At 40.6% G+C, this 14,881-nt stretch carries 13 protein-coding genes and 1 pseudogene; 2 read left to right on the forward strand and 12 right to left on the reverse strand.

All coding sequences use genetic code 11. The annotated features are described in order from the left end of the window. Window positions 1–63: 63 nt before the first annotated feature. Both FPK91_RS05620 and FPK91_RS05625 read right to left on the reverse strand, forming a co-directional pair. On the reverse strand, window positions 64–825 hold the full coding sequence (locus FPK91_RS05620; protein WP_144209178.1) for a TSUP family transporter: 762 nt from the start codon (window positions 823–825) through the stop codon (window positions 64–66). A 242-nt stretch (window positions 826–1,067) separates the two neighbouring features. Next, the gene (locus FPK91_RS05625; protein ID WP_144209181.1) at window positions 1,068–2,447 is read right to left on the reverse strand and encodes an SLC13 family permease; all 1,380 of its coding nucleotides are present in this window, start codon (window positions 2,445–2,447) and stop codon (window positions 1,068–1,070) included. A 684-nt stretch (window positions 2,448–3,131) separates the two neighbouring features. Between FPK91_RS05625 and FPK91_RS05630 the strand changes: the two genes are divergently transcribed. Together FPK91_RS05630 and FPK91_RS05635 are read left to right on the forward strand one after the other, a co-directional pair. Then, window positions 3,132–3,572 carry a hypothetical protein gene (locus tag FPK91_RS05630; protein WP_144209184.1) on the forward strand — a complete coding sequence of 147 codons (441 nt, stop codon included), beginning with the start codon at window positions 3,132–3,134 and terminating at the stop codon, window positions 3,570–3,572. Between the two features lie 143 nt (window positions 3,573–3,715). Next, window positions 3,716–4,072 carry a tautomerase family protein gene (locus tag FPK91_RS05635; RefSeq protein WP_144209187.1) on the forward strand — a complete coding sequence of 119 codons (357 nt, stop codon included), beginning with the start codon at window positions 3,716–3,718 and terminating at the stop codon, window positions 4,070–4,072. A 146-nt stretch (window positions 4,073–4,218) separates the two neighbouring features. On the opposite strand, the gene FPK91_RS05640 is transcribed toward FPK91_RS05635, so the two are convergent. The 10 genes and pseudogenes from FPK91_RS05640 to zipA form a co-directional block, all read right to left on the reverse strand. Next, window positions 4,219–5,145, reverse strand: a complete 927-nt coding sequence (locus FPK91_RS05640; RefSeq protein WP_144209190.1) for a M14 family metallopeptidase — start codon at window positions 5,143–5,145, stop codon at window positions 4,219–4,221. Between the two features lie 38 nt (window positions 5,146–5,183). Then, complete coding sequence (locus tag FPK91_RS05645) at window positions 5,184–5,648, reverse strand: GNAT family N-acetyltransferase (RefSeq protein ID WP_144209194.1); 465 nt, start codon at window positions 5,646–5,648, stop codon at window positions 5,184–5,186. A gap of 74 nt (window positions 5,649–5,722) precedes the next feature. Beyond that, window positions 5,723–7,708 carry an NERD domain-containing protein kinase family protein gene (locus FPK91_RS05650; protein ID WP_144214177.1) on the reverse strand — a complete coding sequence of 662 codons (1,986 nt, stop codon included), beginning with the start codon at window positions 7,706–7,708 and terminating at the stop codon, window positions 5,723–5,725. 188 nt (window positions 7,709–7,896) lie between these two features. Continuing rightward, a complete protein-coding gene (locus FPK91_RS05655; RefSeq protein WP_144214179.1) occupies window positions 7,897–8,289 on the reverse strand; it encodes a ribonuclease E inhibitor RraB in 393 nt (130 codons plus the stop codon). Between the two features lie 10 nt (window positions 8,290–8,299). Next, entirely contained in the window at window positions 8,300–8,533 is a 234-nt protein-coding gene (locus tag FPK91_RS05660) for an RNA-binding S4 domain-containing protein (RefSeq protein WP_144209197.1), read from the reverse strand. A gap of 166 nt (window positions 8,534–8,699) precedes the next feature. Next, complete coding sequence (locus tag FPK91_RS05665; RefSeq protein WP_144209200.1) at window positions 8,700–9,551, reverse strand: SDR family oxidoreductase; 852 nt, start codon at window positions 9,549–9,551, stop codon at window positions 8,700–8,702. A 48-nt stretch (window positions 9,552–9,599) separates the two neighbouring features. Next, a complete protein-coding gene (locus FPK91_RS05670; protein WP_227006694.1) occupies window positions 9,600–10,793 on the reverse strand; it encodes an HD-GYP domain-containing protein in 1,194 nt (397 codons plus the stop codon). A 297-nt stretch (window positions 10,794–11,090) separates the two neighbouring features. After that, window positions 11,091–11,552: pseudogene (locus tag FPK91_RS05675) on the reverse strand (DUF2919 domain-containing protein); the annotation flags it as partial. Window positions 11,553–11,687: 135 nt separating this feature from the next. Beyond that, window positions 11,688–13,694 carry an NAD-dependent DNA ligase LigA gene (ligA, locus tag FPK91_RS05680; protein ID WP_144209206.1) on the reverse strand — a complete coding sequence of 669 codons (2,007 nt, stop codon included), beginning with the start codon at window positions 13,692–13,694 and terminating at the stop codon, window positions 11,688–11,690. Window positions 13,695–13,758: 64 nt separating this feature from the next. Then, a complete protein-coding gene (zipA, locus tag FPK91_RS05685) occupies window positions 13,759–14,865 on the reverse strand; it encodes a cell division protein ZipA (protein WP_144209209.1) in 1,107 nt (368 codons plus the stop codon). Between the last annotated feature and the right edge of the window lie 16 nt (window positions 14,866–14,881).

The following is a 14,881-nucleotide window of genomic DNA, read 5'->3' on the forward strand; positions in this document are numbered from 1 at the left end:
TTTGATGTGAGCTTATTGAAAGCCCGTAATAAAACGCTTAAATAAGTTAGGGATAAGAATCACTTATCCGTATTGAGCCCATAATAATTTAAAGCTCATTAAAAAGGCCATTGTGACGACTAATGGCTTAATAATTTTAACGCCCTTGGTCATCACTAAACGCGAACCGAACGTGGCGCCAATGGCTTGACCCACTAACATTATCAGCCCTAGTGCTATCGCGACTTGACCACCAATAAGGAAGAAAATAAGTGAAGACACATTGGTCGCAAAGTTAAGCACTTTGGCATGAGCGGTGGCTTTAGCTAAGCCATAACCCGCTAACGATACAAACGCTAAAGCAAAGAAACTACCCGTGCCAGGGCCAAAGAAACCATCATAAAACCCCACCCCAAGCGCAGCAGTAAATGCAAACATGGCTGGAGTCAGTACTTGTTGTTTGTCTTCTTCAGATATCTTTTTTGAGAATAGAAAGTAGCAACCAATAGAGAGAATTAAAAACGGTAACACCAACTCTAATACCGTTACATCAATCATTTGAACGATGATGGTACCGACGGCCGCACCGACAAAAGCACAAATGATCGATAAGCGCGCTTGCTTTAAATCGACCATGCCCTTGCGAACAAAATACAAACTCGCAAAAAAGCTGCCCCCACAAGCCTGAAGCTTATTGGTACCTAAAGCCGCTGCAGGGGGTAAGCCTGCCCACATCAATGCAGGAATAGTGATGAGTCCACCACCGCCCGCAATAGCATCGATAAAGCCTGCTAGAATCGCAACAAAAAATAAAATGACAGCAAGCTGTAAGGTTAACTCGAACATAAGGTAAGTCTTAAAATCTTAAAATGAGGAGAATAGGCTATTAGACCTGCTTTACAGCCAAAATTCAAAAGCTATCTGCATTGAAAAAAACCATTTGATGTTATTGCTAGCAGTTCGGTCAAATTGGCTATTTTCTCGCTTATTTTCAATCGATAGAAAACAAAAAAGGTAACCTAATGTTAACTTAGATTACCTTTTAAAATACCTATTAGCGTGACTAACAAAGCTAAATTAACTTCAGACTAAAAACCCCAGAAGAAGTTAGTGATTAAGAACAACACAAACATACTGATAAAGTTAATGATCAAGCCAGCACGCATCATCTCTGATTGTTTAATATAACCAGAGCCGAAAACAATGGCATTAGGCGGTGTTGCAACGGGTAGCATAAACGCACAAGAGGCAGCGATACCGATCACCACAGATATCATCACTGGCGACAAACCGAGTGGTTCAGCGATAGCAGCGAATACTGGCACTAATAACGCGGCGCTCGCAGTGTTACTCGCAAATTCCGTCAACATGACCACAAAGGCAATAACCGCAAGAATAAATAACGCCATATGGGCATTACCAAATATGTCAGTCACAAAGTGAGCCAAGAACACGCTGGTACCCGTCGCTTTCAATATTGCACTTAGGGTTAAGCCGCCACCAAATAAGATCAATACACCCCAATCTGTCGTTGATTCAATTTTTTTCCAATCAACTAACTTAAGACTGGCAAGCACAACCACTGCGCCCAAGGCGACAATCGTGTCAAATTTACTGATCCCGCCAAGCGCTTGTGCTAATGGCTTACTGAATATCCAACAACATACCGTGGCTAAGAAAACCACTAAGGTTAGTTTAGCGCTGACGGTCATTTTCACGTTATCAGCTTTAATCTCGCATACCGTTGATAAATCAGGTTTTAAGAACAAGTAAAGTGCTATCAGCATTGACGGCAGCATAATTGCGACAGTGATCAAGCCAAACTCTAACCAATCACTAAAACTCAAACCTACCTGTGCTGCAGCAATAGCATTGGGTGGGCTACCCACTAATGTCCCTATGCCACCAATATTGGCTGAATAAGCAATACCCAGTAGTACGAATAAATAGGTTTTTTTATGCTCTTTAAAATCTAACTGATGCAAAATACCTAACGCCAGTGGCAACATCATTGCCGCAGTCGCTGTATTACTGATCCACATAGATAAAACAGCAGTTACCAGGAATAATAGAATACAGGCGATGCTCAACTTGCCTTTAGACAACTGCAACACTTTCTGCGCGATTAAACGGTCGATACCTTGGTGATTCAAGGCCGCTGCCAACACAAAGCCACCAAAGAACAAGTAGATTATTGGGTTAGCAAAATTGCCCATTGCTGTTGCGGTATCAAACACCCCAAAGAATACCGCTAATATTGGAATTAAAATGGCGGTAACACTGATGTGGATCGCTTCTGTTAACCATAAAATAGCCGCGAAGACTAAAATAGAAAGACCGGTATTGATACCTTGTTCGAACGGTAAAAAATTATAGAGCAGTGCAAACAACACAATGTTGCCGATTAATATGCTGAAGTGTCTTTTGTTTGTTTTTTCTGTCATCGACTGATTTGGTATGTTTTCCATTAAAGCGCCCTCCCTTATTTTTTATTGAGAACAATGTAAGCACACCGAAGGGTAAGATAAAGCCCTGTTTTATGGTTGCTTTATTACACCCCAAAGAACCATTTGTGTGACGTAAGCAGCAAGCAGCAAGCCATTTGTGACTCAACCGCACAATAACATGACTAAATATGTGGTTATTAAGCATCAAAACAGCAAATCTATTCATATAATGTGATTATTGTGAATGTTTATTAGCATCCAAATTTGTGATGTAGATCTAGATAGCTAAAGGGGAATTGGGTATAGAGCAAAGTTAGCGACATTTACGTGAACCCAAACAAGCCTAAGCAAATGAGCATATCTCAGTTCAATTAGCGTTTTAGTTGTGTGGTGAAAACCCATAACAATATAGCTATACAGAATATTACCTATTAATTAATTGAAATTATTGAATAAATTCCTATTGCCACTTCCTTAGTTAAACATTGAACAACATAATTACTCATACTAAACCTGCACCCTCTTTTAACCTATTGAATTAAAATATAATTATGTTAGGTTATTGAAGCTTTAATTTGTTGTTCACTAAAGTGCACATTCAATAAAGTACTAAGTCACTGCAGTACTAACTCAACGAAGTACTTTTACAATGAACAGCTACTTGCGAGAAGTTCTAATCTAGTTAAAAACCGAAAAAGGATTTTCATGAAATCATCTTTACTTGCTCTATCGTTTGTTACGTTAATTAGCGCACCAGGATTAAGTTCAGCAGGCGAATTTGAACCTGCTATTGGTGTAGGTCATCAATTTGGTGGTGTTTTAGGCGGACAATTTGCCTATAAAACCCCATCAACTAAATATTATGCTTCTGTCGGCTTAGTCGGCTTTGCTGCTGGCTTGCAAACCACTTTTAGTGAAAACTCAAAGCATGCTTACGGAATTGTTTTAGGTAGAGAGGAATTACAAAGTGAAGATGGCTTTGCCTTCATCACCTATGATTACCATTTTGATGGTTTTGCACAAAAAGGCTTTGTCATTGGTACTGGTATTGGGGTTACGCGAGAAGATGAAGGTGGCTTATATGCAGATAAAGGCGACACTGAAACATCAACCTCTATTACATTAAATTTTGGCTATAAGTTTTAATGCTCATAGAAATGAACACATAAGTGTGCACATAACTAAACACATGCTAAACACAGAGATATAAAGCCAATAAACTCATGTAACATGTACTCCATAAATAACGCCTCATATTGAGGCGTTAACATTTCCTGGAGTTCAATTGCATGCCTCATGTCGAAATAAAATATTCAGATAATGTCGATCTTGATACCCATAAAGTATTTGATGCAGTAGAGAACATCATCAACGAACATGATGCGAGTGCTGGCGTATGTAAATCTAGGGCTTATCCCTGCTCACAGTATAAATACTCCCACATGCTGGTAACCGTGTCTCTGTTAACCAAAGCTCACCGAGATAGTGCCTTTACGCATCAGCTCAGCGTCGACATTGAACAGGCCATTAAGACTCACCTAAAGCAAAGCGTTTATTTCTCATTAAACATTGAATATAGCTTAGCTCACTACACCACCAATACTCATATTGTCGCAGGTGATGACTTACTCAGATTATCCGATTAGCAGCTCGTATTTTTAGAAACAGTATTGTTAAACACAGATAAATCGCGATTAAATAAAAAACCTGCCAAATGGCAGATTTTTTATCATAAATCACTGCATACCGCTTCAAGGTAGCAAGGTTTACGTTTAGCTTAGCTTAATTTAGTTTAGGCTTTAATCAAATAATCCAAGCCACCACGAATCGCTGCCACTTGTGCAAGAATACAATTCTCATCATCAGACAATGGGCTGTCCGGATAAACTTCGGTAGTGGTTTTATATTGAGCACGAGTTAATCCTGCGCATAAGCCAAGCTTGTCACATGGATAATTAATCACCCCGAATTGACTAAACTCAACACCGATCAATTTACCATCATCATCTGCTGGCGCAATATGAGTCACCTTCTGAACTGTGTTTATAATATTGAGTTGAAATGCATCTTGGGGATTTTCACTGTCACCCACCAGATAAAATCCATCGGGAATATTCCAGTTATCATTTACAATGCCATCTCTTGCTGCCAGCGCGGGACGAAACTCTGAGTTATCACTGTCAGTGGTTTCATGCAGATCAATATGAGCAATAAACTCGAAACCAAGATCAGACTGCAACTTATCAATGATATTCATAATCGCAGCTGATTCTTCTGCTGGACTACCTTCATAAAAAGAGCGATTTGGATCGACTGTTTTAGGGTTCCAGCGATTAATAGTTTCGTAACCCCATGGACTGATACAAGGCGCGACAACAAAGTTAAAGTGCTGCGAATATTCTTTCGCTGTCGTTTCTAAAAATCGAATAGCACCTTGAACACCACTAGTTTCATAACCATGTACCCCACCAGTGACTAGCACAGTCGGTTTATTGGTATCTATTGTCGTTTTAACGAGGTAGAGCGGATAGCGTTGTTCGTCGTAGGATAATGCGCCATATTGCTCAACTTCAAATTGGCTCTTTAAAGCTAAGACTTTGCTACAAACTTGCTCTTGATAGCTGCGTTTAATTGTTTGTGCAGCAAGCCATTGTTGCTTTTCTGATTCAGCCCAAGGCATGCCTTGAGTACCAATTGAATAGATTTCGTCCGCGTTCATGTAACACCTTTGATTTAATTTTTATTTTAAAGAGGATTTTAACCCATTGGAGGATGATCGTTCACCGATAAACTGTAAGAAAAGAATCGAGTATCCTTTCTAAAGCCAATTTTTTCATACACGGATTGTGCTTGGAAATTAACTTTTGCAGTACCTAAATCGACTCTCACAGCTTGTAAGCCTCGAGCAAGCTCAATAGTGCACTGAATAAGCTTGTTTGCTGCGCCTTGATTACGATAATCAGCATCAACAAACAAGTCATTAAGTACCAGTACTCGCCCCAATTCAACAGATGAGAAAGTTTGGTAATTAAGCACAAAACCTATGGGTTTGTTGTCTTCCGTGTACGCCCCAAAAATAAACGCTTCTTGATTATTCAGTCGTTCCGTTAAGTAAGCGGTATATTCATCTTGCGGCAACTCAACACCATAAAAATGCATATATTGACAAAATAGCGGCAGAATATCATTTAGCTGCTCGGCTGTTACACGGTTAATAATCATAGTTCCCTCTTTGATTGTTAATAGTATTTATCATGGCATTATCGATACTAAATAACGCCATTGAAATCGTAAAACTATAAACCTGAATTTTGGTACTCAAGTTCATCTAGACCTAACTGCGCTGCATAACTGCAGTTTGGTACGATGCGAAATTCAAATTTCAAGATACTTAAACAGGCATTAAAAAAGTCTTCACCTAGCCATTCTTTATCGAATGTCATCAATGCTCTAACAATGGCATCAGCGCCAGTGCCTTGTTTAATCGATTCTGGCGCCATAGCATCAACAAAACTTGCTACCAGGCCATAGAGATCTTTTTCAGCATCGCCTTCAACTGACCACATCGTTGGATCTGCATATTGAGCAGCATAATGGCTGGCAGCAATATCAGAACCTATGCCAAAGTTGACTAGGATGGCTTTCTCATCACGGCAGATAATATTTTTAGGACAAATAGCCCCATGAAAAATATCTAAACTATGTAAATACTGCAGTGCGGTGAGCAGTTGAGTGAACCACAATCGCGGCTGACCCACTTGCACTGTCGTCACTTCATCAAGCCCGACGCCTTGTACCCAGTCTCTGGCGATGAACAAGTCTTCAGATTGTGGCAATTGGCCAAATGCTAGCACTCGCTCAACATGTGGATGATAGATTTTAGCCAGACTACGGTACATGTTACTTAATGAGTTCCACTGGTGATCAACATCTTGATAGATACTGACACAACACGGGAAATTGCCTTGTAAATGCAATGCGCGCCAAAGTTGGCTTCTTGAGGTCGCCGAAATAAAACTATCTAAACGGTAATGATGATCAATTACCGCGCCTTGTTCTATTTCTATTTGGTGCGGTAATGCATCGCATACGCCTAAATCGATAACAGCAGATAAGTCACAACGAATAGCGTCAAGATCAATGGTATTTCCAGCTGCCGCCGAGCGGTACCATTGATATATACGCGGCTGCAGCGTTTTTTCTGCCAAGTCTAAAAAAGCTTGAGCGTAGGATTTAATATCATCATTGGTACTCAGTGAATCTTTAATATCGATAAACTCAACATCAGCGTCATCTGAAACAAAGATACAATTATCAGCCCAGCCACCAATGGTATAGCCGCGGCGATGAATTTGCTGCAAACCAGTAACGCTGCGACGTAGAATTTCGAGTAATTGGTAAGTCGTTTGTTTTTCAATTTCGAATATATTTAGTGGCACACCGCGTGGCATTCTAATTGGTAATACAACTTGCTCGCCATCTTGAATTAACGGCGCACAAAATGGCACACAGCTACAACCCGAGAGTGATTGAATACGTCTAAATTCATCACGGAGTTTTTGTTCATGGTGATTTGCATCGACACTATCTTCGAACTGGCTGATCACTAAAATCTTTAATAGCCAAGGCGCAGTCCAACCACCAGGGTTATATTCTGACTGCCAAACCTCTAACCCTTGCTGCAGGAATAAACACTTAAGCTTGATGAAATCTTGGATCTTATTATTACGTTGTTCAACTAATGCAACTTGGCCAATGGTATCTAGTACCATCTCTTTTTGGGTTTCTGTCACTGGATGAATATGCGGTGCAGTTAAGCCCCACTCTTTCGTCAATGCCGCAATGATTTTGGCTGGTGTATAAATGCTTAATTTACCGGTGTCTTTTTCAACCAGAATTTCTTCACCTTTACGGCCAGTGACAAACACCATGCCTTGACACCAAGGAGCATAAACACCGACTGGAATTTTGTTCTTTAGTTTGCCTGCTAAGACACGTGCCACATAGTTGGCTTTTGATAAACTATTATCCACATGACGGCCATCAAGCGACCAGGCATGTAAACCAGCATTCAAACGACCAATGTAGCCTTTGACGTCGACCACATACACGCCAAACTCACCCACAACTAAAGCATCAACTTCCATTGCCTGGCCTGTGTGAGTAGGAATTTCAACATTGGTTAATAGGAGGTAATCTTCGGGAAGCTCGTCTGATAATAAAGAAAATGCCCAACGTTCAGCATCGTTGACTGGGGTACCAAAACTAATATGTCTTGCCATTGAAAATGCGACTCCGTAGGTACTCTGCGCTGTTATTGTAATCATTTGCGCTACTGCATATGGCACCATCCTATAATAAAAAGTCACAAAAAAACCACCTAATTGGTGGTTTTTGTTTTCATTTTCACAACCGTTAACAATCAGTGAGATAATCTGACTGTCTCAACTTCATATTAAAGCGAGATTAACTAGTGAGTATGTGAGCAGTTGTCGTCACATTTATGTTCATCATCTGCAAATTCGTCATCACCTTCTTGATGTTGCATTACGCCCCATCCGTCAGTCATGCCATCAAATTCTTGTGCAAAAGTATTTAACTCAACTTCTTTAGCCACTAAGTCATCATATGAAGGCACCATGTTTAAACAAACAATCAGCTCCCACTTTTCGATTTCTTCGCTAAAGTTAAGTTCAAGTTCACCTTGAAGAGCTGTTTCAGTGAGTGCTTCTAGTGCTGATTCTGCATCGCGTTGATCGTCAAAAATCAAAAAGAAATCAACATCTAAAGCAACAGTTAAATCAATACCAGACTCGGCCATAGCCGCTAACATTTTACCGTTATCATCATCAGGGAATTGCATCATTTTATCCTTACGCTGTGGCAACAATTTTAATTTGCTCGCCATTGAACTCAATGACATCGCCAACAACACATTTTTTACGCTTGCGTGTGTCAACTTCGTTATTCACTTTAACGAGACCTTCAGTGATGACATGCTTAGCTGCACCGCCACCATCAACTAAACCTTGTACTTTTAGTACTTTGTATAACTCGACAAATTCAGCGCCACTTAATAGTGGGAAATCAGTTACTGGGGTGCTCATTCAATATTGGCCTTTGATCGTAAATATGGGCTGCATTATACCTGAACACAAGTGAATACCAATGGTTAAAACACATGAGTAAACTTATCGCAGGTGCTTATTAACTATTGTCGCTATCAAATATCTAAATAAAGTCAGTTAAACTCAGCAATCAATTAACCGAGCATTAGCAATGCTCTAGCATGGTTAAGGGATCGGGATGAATATAGTTGAAATTTAGCTGCTGGCAAATCAAATCGCCATTAATTATTTTACTTGGCATGATGACATCATTAAATTGCGGCGCAGCTAACCCAAGCTGGCGAGTCGCAGCTTGATAAAAATCTGCTCGACTAGGGTGACTCGGCGCACTCAGATTATAATAATTTGCAACAGCCTGCCCAGCAAAGGTCGAAAATAAAATAGCGTCGATAGCCTGAATGCAATCGTCAAGGTGAACCAAGTTAACAGCCACATTAGCTCCGCTAACATCTGCCTTGCCTGCAAAAAACTTACCTGGATGACGTTTAGGCCCAATAAGCCCTGAAAAACGAACAATACAAGCATTGTCTTTTTCAGCCACTAATGACTCTGCAGCTAACAGTATGTCACTTTTTGCATCGTATGCATTGGCATCAGTCTCATACATCACTTTGTCTTCAGCAGGATAAACACCTGTCGTGCTGATAAAGATAATCCGTTGGTATTGTCGCTGACCAATTAAGCCCATTAAGCGCTGTATATGCACAAGGTATTGGCTTTCACCACGACGAAGTCCTGGAGGGATGTTTATCACTAACGCATCGACATCCAGTAATTCATTATACGCAGTTACCGCAGTACTGGCGCTATCCTGGACGGGTGAATTAGATGGTAATAGACTTAAATCGAGTAAATAACTTTCTACTCCTAATTCAGTTAATTGCTCACATCCTGCTTCACTACGCTTGGTACCACTTACTTTATAGCCACCATTAAGCAATTGCTTTGCCAAAGGCAAACCAAACCAACCGCAACCAATAATTGAAATGCTTTTCATGAAGAGTTCCATGGTTAAAAATAATGAGAGTATTGCTCGTACGCTAGGCTAATCGCTGATATGACTGATAAAGAAACACACCGGATTATTGACTTTGAGTGTACTGGCGATCTTTTCTGATAGTTGGTCAATTTTAATCGTTTCAACGACGGTAACATCTTCGTCTGTTAAACATCTAAACCCCGCTTGAGCGCCATGCATCGAACAACTAAACACATGAGGTTGCTTCGATTCTCTAGAGGTCATCATCACTTTTGCAACGGAACCATCAGAAAGCTTAACGATTGAACCCGGAGGGAAAATGCCTAACACTTTAACGAGAACCTCAATCAGTCCTTTGTCGTGTTTGCCTTCTCTAGTTTTAAATAAAGTGCCTAAAGCCACTTGCGGTGAACTGGTACGATCTAATAAATGAGTATAATCATTCGCTAACGCGGCAATCTGTATTAACTTGGCTAGCTGTTTTTTGGTGAATTGACTTGGATAACCACTACCATCGATAAATTCATGGTGATGCAACACAATATCCAGTACCGATTTAGTAAATAAACCACTCCGGTCTAGCATTTCATAGCCAATATTAGGATGAGTTTTGAGGTAATTAGCCTCATGAGTCGTTAAATCAGTACGTTTGCGACGAATAGCATCAGGGATTTTTAATTTGCCAATATCATGAAAAATACAACCTAACCCTAAATCTCTTATTTCTGAAATTGCTATCTCTAGACTGTGCGCCATCATCATCGACAACACAGCAACAGATAAACTATGTTGGGTTATATTGGGTTCTTTATCCGCACAACTCACTAAAGTAAATTGGGGATGCTTTGACTCAGTTAACTCTGTCATCAGTAATTCCACCACAGTAACGGCTTCACGTTGTGAGACTTCTGGGTCGCTAATCACTTTACTGAATGCTGGACGTAAATCACTGGCGGCTTTATTGAATTTCGTTTGACTGGAATTGACTGATTTTTTAATCGCACCAACAATATCAAATTCAGCAACCACTTCTGCAACAGGTATCACAATGGGTTCTGGTTCATCAGCTAATAAGTGATGACCTTCAAGAACGGTAACATAAGTAATATCAAGGCTATGTATGAGTTCAAGTTCAGCTCTTGAGGTAACAGGCACTTTATTTCGAAAAAACGGGTTACTGAACCACGACAAAGGCAGTTTAACGGTCATTCCCACAACAAGTTGTGAAAGCGGTATATTGATAGGTGCAGTTTTTGCCACTGTTACTTACCTTTAAACGTCCATGAATACTGGTATTAGTAATGATAGATAAAGTTAACCTAATTATGGTTTTAGATTTGTGCTATATGCCTAACTTTACTTTTTAATATCAGAGTTTATCGTTTTGTTTAGTTCAGTTTGAATAACTTTTTTTGATACTGCCCGATTATGCTTGGCAGAATCTACAATTTTTTGTGTATGTTTTGCGACTTCTGATGATTCATCAGGCTCATAGATGTCGTGCACAAGTTCAACATCATCTGCGCTATTTTCAGTTTCAACAGCTAAGTAATCGGCTTCATTTTGCCAATCTTTAAAATAATGATGCAAGCGCTTTGATTTAAAGAGATAGATGCATGACCAAAATATAAATAACGCATCGAGTGCAAAACTCGCTTTAAAAACAAAGTGGTCGTGAACCAGTCTTTGACTTAATAGTAATGCATCTACAATAAGTAACAACCACAGGGCATATTTAACTTGATTGAATACAGGTCTTAATAATTGTGGCCCACGCTTTCGTTCAGCAATCACCAACCCATAAATAATCACCGCACCGACTCCGGCCGTTAGCGCCATTAAGAAGTCAGTTTTCTCAGGGTAAAATAGCCTAACGAGTCCTGACCGATCACTAAACTGAGTCAAGGACGCAATAAATACACACCAACCACGCGCAAGGAAAATGAGTATAAGATAAAGAAATATCGGTGGTTTTATGTGGCCTTTTTCATCAAGCCAAGTGATATTACTAAAATTCACAGGGTATCCAATCTATTGTATTAAGGCTCTATTCTTAATAAAAAGCTTAATTAACTAACAAAGCTTAACTGAGTAACAAAGCCTTAATTGAGAATCAAGCCTTAATATTCCGTCTAAAAATTGCCAATAACTATCTTAACCGTTAAGCAAATCTAATAAACCTTGCTCATCAATGACCTTCACACCTAAATCTTGTGCTTTGGTTAATTTTGAGCCTGCAGCTTCACCCGCAACTAAACAATCGGTATTTTTAGACACACTGCCGGCAACTTTAGCACCAAGAGCTTGTAGCCTCGCTTTAGCATCATTTCGGTTTAACTGCGTGAGTGTGCCAGTTAATACCCAAGTTTGCCCTTTTAAGCTTAATTCTGACTCATCCACAGCTTCTAAATCAGGCCAGTTAACGCCAGCGGCGACTAACTTATCAATCACCTCAACATTATGTGGCTGAGCAAAAAAGTGGGCGATATGCTTGGCAACAATTGCGCCGACATCATCAACTTCGATTAACTCATCAACATTCGCCGCTTTAATCGCATCAAGGGTTTTATAATGACTGGCAAGGTTAGCTGCTGTTGCTTCGCCCACTTCACGAATACCTAAACCATATATGAATCTTGATAAAGTGGTGGTCTTAGCATCATCAATGGCAGCAACCAGTTTTGTTGCAGACTTCATTGCCATACGTTCAAGCATAGTGATCATCGATGCCGTCAAAGTAAACAATTCAGCAGGGCTTTGTACGAGCTCTTTATCAATTAATTGTTCAACGACTTTGTCGCCCATGCCATCAATATTAAGTGCTTTACGAGACGCAAAGTGCTTAATAGCTTCTTTACGCTGTGCTTCACAAAATAAACCACCACTGCAACGCGCAACGGCCTCGCCTTCTAAGCGTTCAACTAAACTTTGACACACTGGGCACTCTGTTGGAAAAGTAATGTCTTTGGCATCGTCTGGACGCTTTTCCATTACGATAGCGACAATTTGCGGAATGACGTCACCAGCACGGCGAATAATGACCGTATCCCCGACTTTTACGCCTAATCGCGCAATCTCATCAGCATTGTGAAGCGTGGCATTTGATACCGTTACGCCGCCAACAAAAACAGGCTTTAAACGAGCTACAGGGGTTACCGCCCCCGTGCGGCCAACTTGAAAGTCGACTTCTTCAAGCAAGGTCATTTCTTCTTGAGCGGGGAACTTATAAGCAATGGCCCAGCGCGGTGCACGGGCAACAAATCCTAAGGTCGTTTGTTTGGCAATATCATTGACCTTGATAACGACCCCGTCTATTTCATAAGACAAACTGCTACGGCGAGTCATAATGTCGGCGTAATAAGCAAATACCTCAGGCAAACTATCGCAGACTTTGACCTCTTGGCTAACAGGTAAACCCCATTGTCTTAACTGGGTAAGTTGACCAAAATGTGAATCTGCCATTGGCGAGCTTTCACCTTCAACCACGCCTAACGCATAAGCATAAAAACCTAATGCGCGAGTCGCAGTAATTTTACTGTCTAATTGACGAATACTACCCGCAGCGGCATTACGTGGATTAACGAAGGCTTTTTCACCTTTGGCTTGTTGGCGTTGATTTAGCGCCTCAAAGGCGGCTTTAGGCATAATGACTTCACCACGAACTTCCATCAGCTCCGGAAAATCATCTCCACGCAATTTAAGTGGGATAGCGTTAATGGTACGCACGTTATCAGTAATATCTTCACCGATATTACCGTCGCCCCGAGTTGCCGCACGTTCCAGCACGCCATTTCGGTACAGAATGCTCACCGCTAATCCATCAAGCTTTGGCTCACAGCAATAGCTAACAACATCAACCTTGTCAGTAATACGCTTATTGAATGCTTCGAAATCAGCTTCTTCAAAGGCGTTATCTAAGCTGAGCATGGGTTTTAAATGAGTAATTTGATTAAATTTTGCTAACGGCGCGCCGCCAACACGTTGAGTTGGAGACTCAACAGTAATGAATTCTGGATGAGCAGTTTCAAGCGCGATAAGACGCTGCATTAAACGGTCATATTCGGCATCAGGAATACTTGGGGCATCATCAACATAATAAAGAATATTATGACGGTGAAGCTCACTGGTTATTTGCTGTATTTCTGTTTTAACGTCTTGCATAAAATCACTCATCTAAATACAAATAAGGCCGCAAGCGCGGCCTTATTTTAACAATCGAAAATGGTTAAGAAACTGCTTTAATTCGGCTTAAATATGCCTGTTTGTTGACATCAGTCCATGCTAATCGTTTGTCATCTAGCACTTCTGCGCCTAAATCATCAGCAAGCTGTTGTGCTGAATTAAGCATTATTGAAAAATTCATTAAAGCATCACCGTGACAAGGCAGCGTCATAAATAACACTACGCCCTGGGTAACAAACTGCTCCATGCTATCTGGGTCAAACACACCAGGTTTTAACATATTTGCCATCGAAAATAAGACTTTACCATTGCCGGCATTATCTTGATGACGATGGAAAATATCCATATCACCGAACTTAAAGTTAAGCGATAACAAACAAGGTAATAATTCAGCGCCATGCATTTGTTCGCCATCACGGGCAACAACATGCAAAACCAATACATCTTGCGGATCGCCAAGTGGCTCATCTTTCACTACTGGCTCAGGTGTTTCAGTCACTGACGTTGCAGCAAAAGTAGCTTCAGCTGCAATCACTGGTTCTTGGTTATGAGTGTCTTTGTGATGTTGATAATCGGCTTGCTGATATGTGGTGTCGCTTGCTGAAGCATCTACTGTATTTACCGACGTATCCACATGGGCTGTCTCAACAGGTTCTTGATTATATTCGTCGGTAAAATCTTCAGTAAATAAAGCTTGTTGCGTCGGCATATGTTCAGCTTCTGCTTTGATCGCAGCTGCGGCCATAACAGGCTCTTTTCTACCAGGGTGATAACTTGGCGCCTTGGCATTAATTGCCGAAGGATTTTGTAAACCAATGCCTTTTTTAGAACCCGCTTCATTAATTTCAACATCATCAGAAATAGTCGAATTCACAGCAGCTTTTGGTCGATACATATTAGGTGTTGATGAAGGCGTGCCAGAGTCATCTTGACTATCGTCATCAGCATTTACTCTTCTCACTTCACCGATGCCATCAGCGTCAAAACCTTGCGAATCACGCTGATTAGCTTGTCCTTTATAGAAACCCGTCATCGGATTATCTTTTAATGTTTTAGGTTGTTGCTTACGAATAGACCAAAAACCATGTACCAATACTGCGATAATAGCTATTGCGCCAAGTATGGACAAAACCAGTTGAAAATCTTCCATTGGTAACCCTGTAATC

Source organism: Shewanella donghaensis (assembly GCF_007567505.1).
Classification (GTDB): domain Bacteria; phylum Pseudomonadota; class Gammaproteobacteria; order Enterobacterales; family Shewanellaceae; genus Shewanella; species Shewanella donghaensis.

What these genes read in the sequence shown, in the direction of transcription:
- FPK91_RS05620 (WP_144209178.1), bottom strand. Translation starts at nt 825, where the DNA reads ATGTTCGAGTTAACCTTACAGCTTGCTGTCATTTTATTTTTTGTTGCG.
- FPK91_RS05625 (WP_144209181.1), bottom strand. Translation starts at nt 2,447, where the DNA reads ATGGAAAACATACCAAATCAGTCGATGACAGAAAAAACAAACAAAAGA.
- FPK91_RS05630 (WP_144209184.1), top strand. Translation starts at nt 3,132, where the DNA reads ATGAAATCATCTTTACTTGCTCTATCGTTTGTTACGTTAATTAGCGCA.
- FPK91_RS05635 (WP_144209187.1), top strand. Translation starts at nt 3,716, where the DNA reads ATGCCTCATGTCGAAATAAAATATTCAGATAATGTCGATCTTGATACC.
- FPK91_RS05640 (WP_144209190.1), bottom strand. Translation starts at nt 5,145, where the DNA reads ATGAACGCGGACGAAATCTATTCAATTGGTACTCAAGGCATGCCTTGG.
- FPK91_RS05645 (WP_144209194.1), bottom strand. Translation starts at nt 5,648, where the DNA reads ATGATTATTAACCGTGTAACAGCCGAGCAGCTAAATGATATTCTGCCG.
- FPK91_RS05650 (WP_144214177.1), bottom strand. Translation starts at nt 7,708, where the DNA reads ATGGCAAGACATATTAGTTTTGGTACCCCAGTCAACGATGCTGAACGT.
- FPK91_RS05655 (WP_144214179.1), bottom strand. Translation starts at nt 8,289, where the DNA reads ATGCAATTCCCTGATGATGATAACGGTAAAATGTTAGCGGCTATGGCC.
- FPK91_RS05660 (WP_144209197.1), bottom strand. Translation starts at nt 8,533, where the DNA reads ATGAGCACCCCAGTAACTGATTTCCCACTATTAAGTGGCGCTGAATTT.
- FPK91_RS05665 (WP_144209200.1), bottom strand. Translation starts at nt 9,551, where the DNA reads ATGAAAAGCATTTCAATTATTGGTTGCGGTTGGTTTGGTTTGCCTTTG.
- ligA (WP_144209206.1), bottom strand. Translation starts at nt 13,694, where the DNA reads ATGCAAGACGTTAAAACAGAAATACAGCAAATAACCAGTGAGCTTCAC.
- zipA (WP_144209209.1), bottom strand. Translation starts at nt 14,865, where the DNA reads ATGGAAGATTTTCAACTGGTTTTGTCCATACTTGGCGCAATAGCTATT.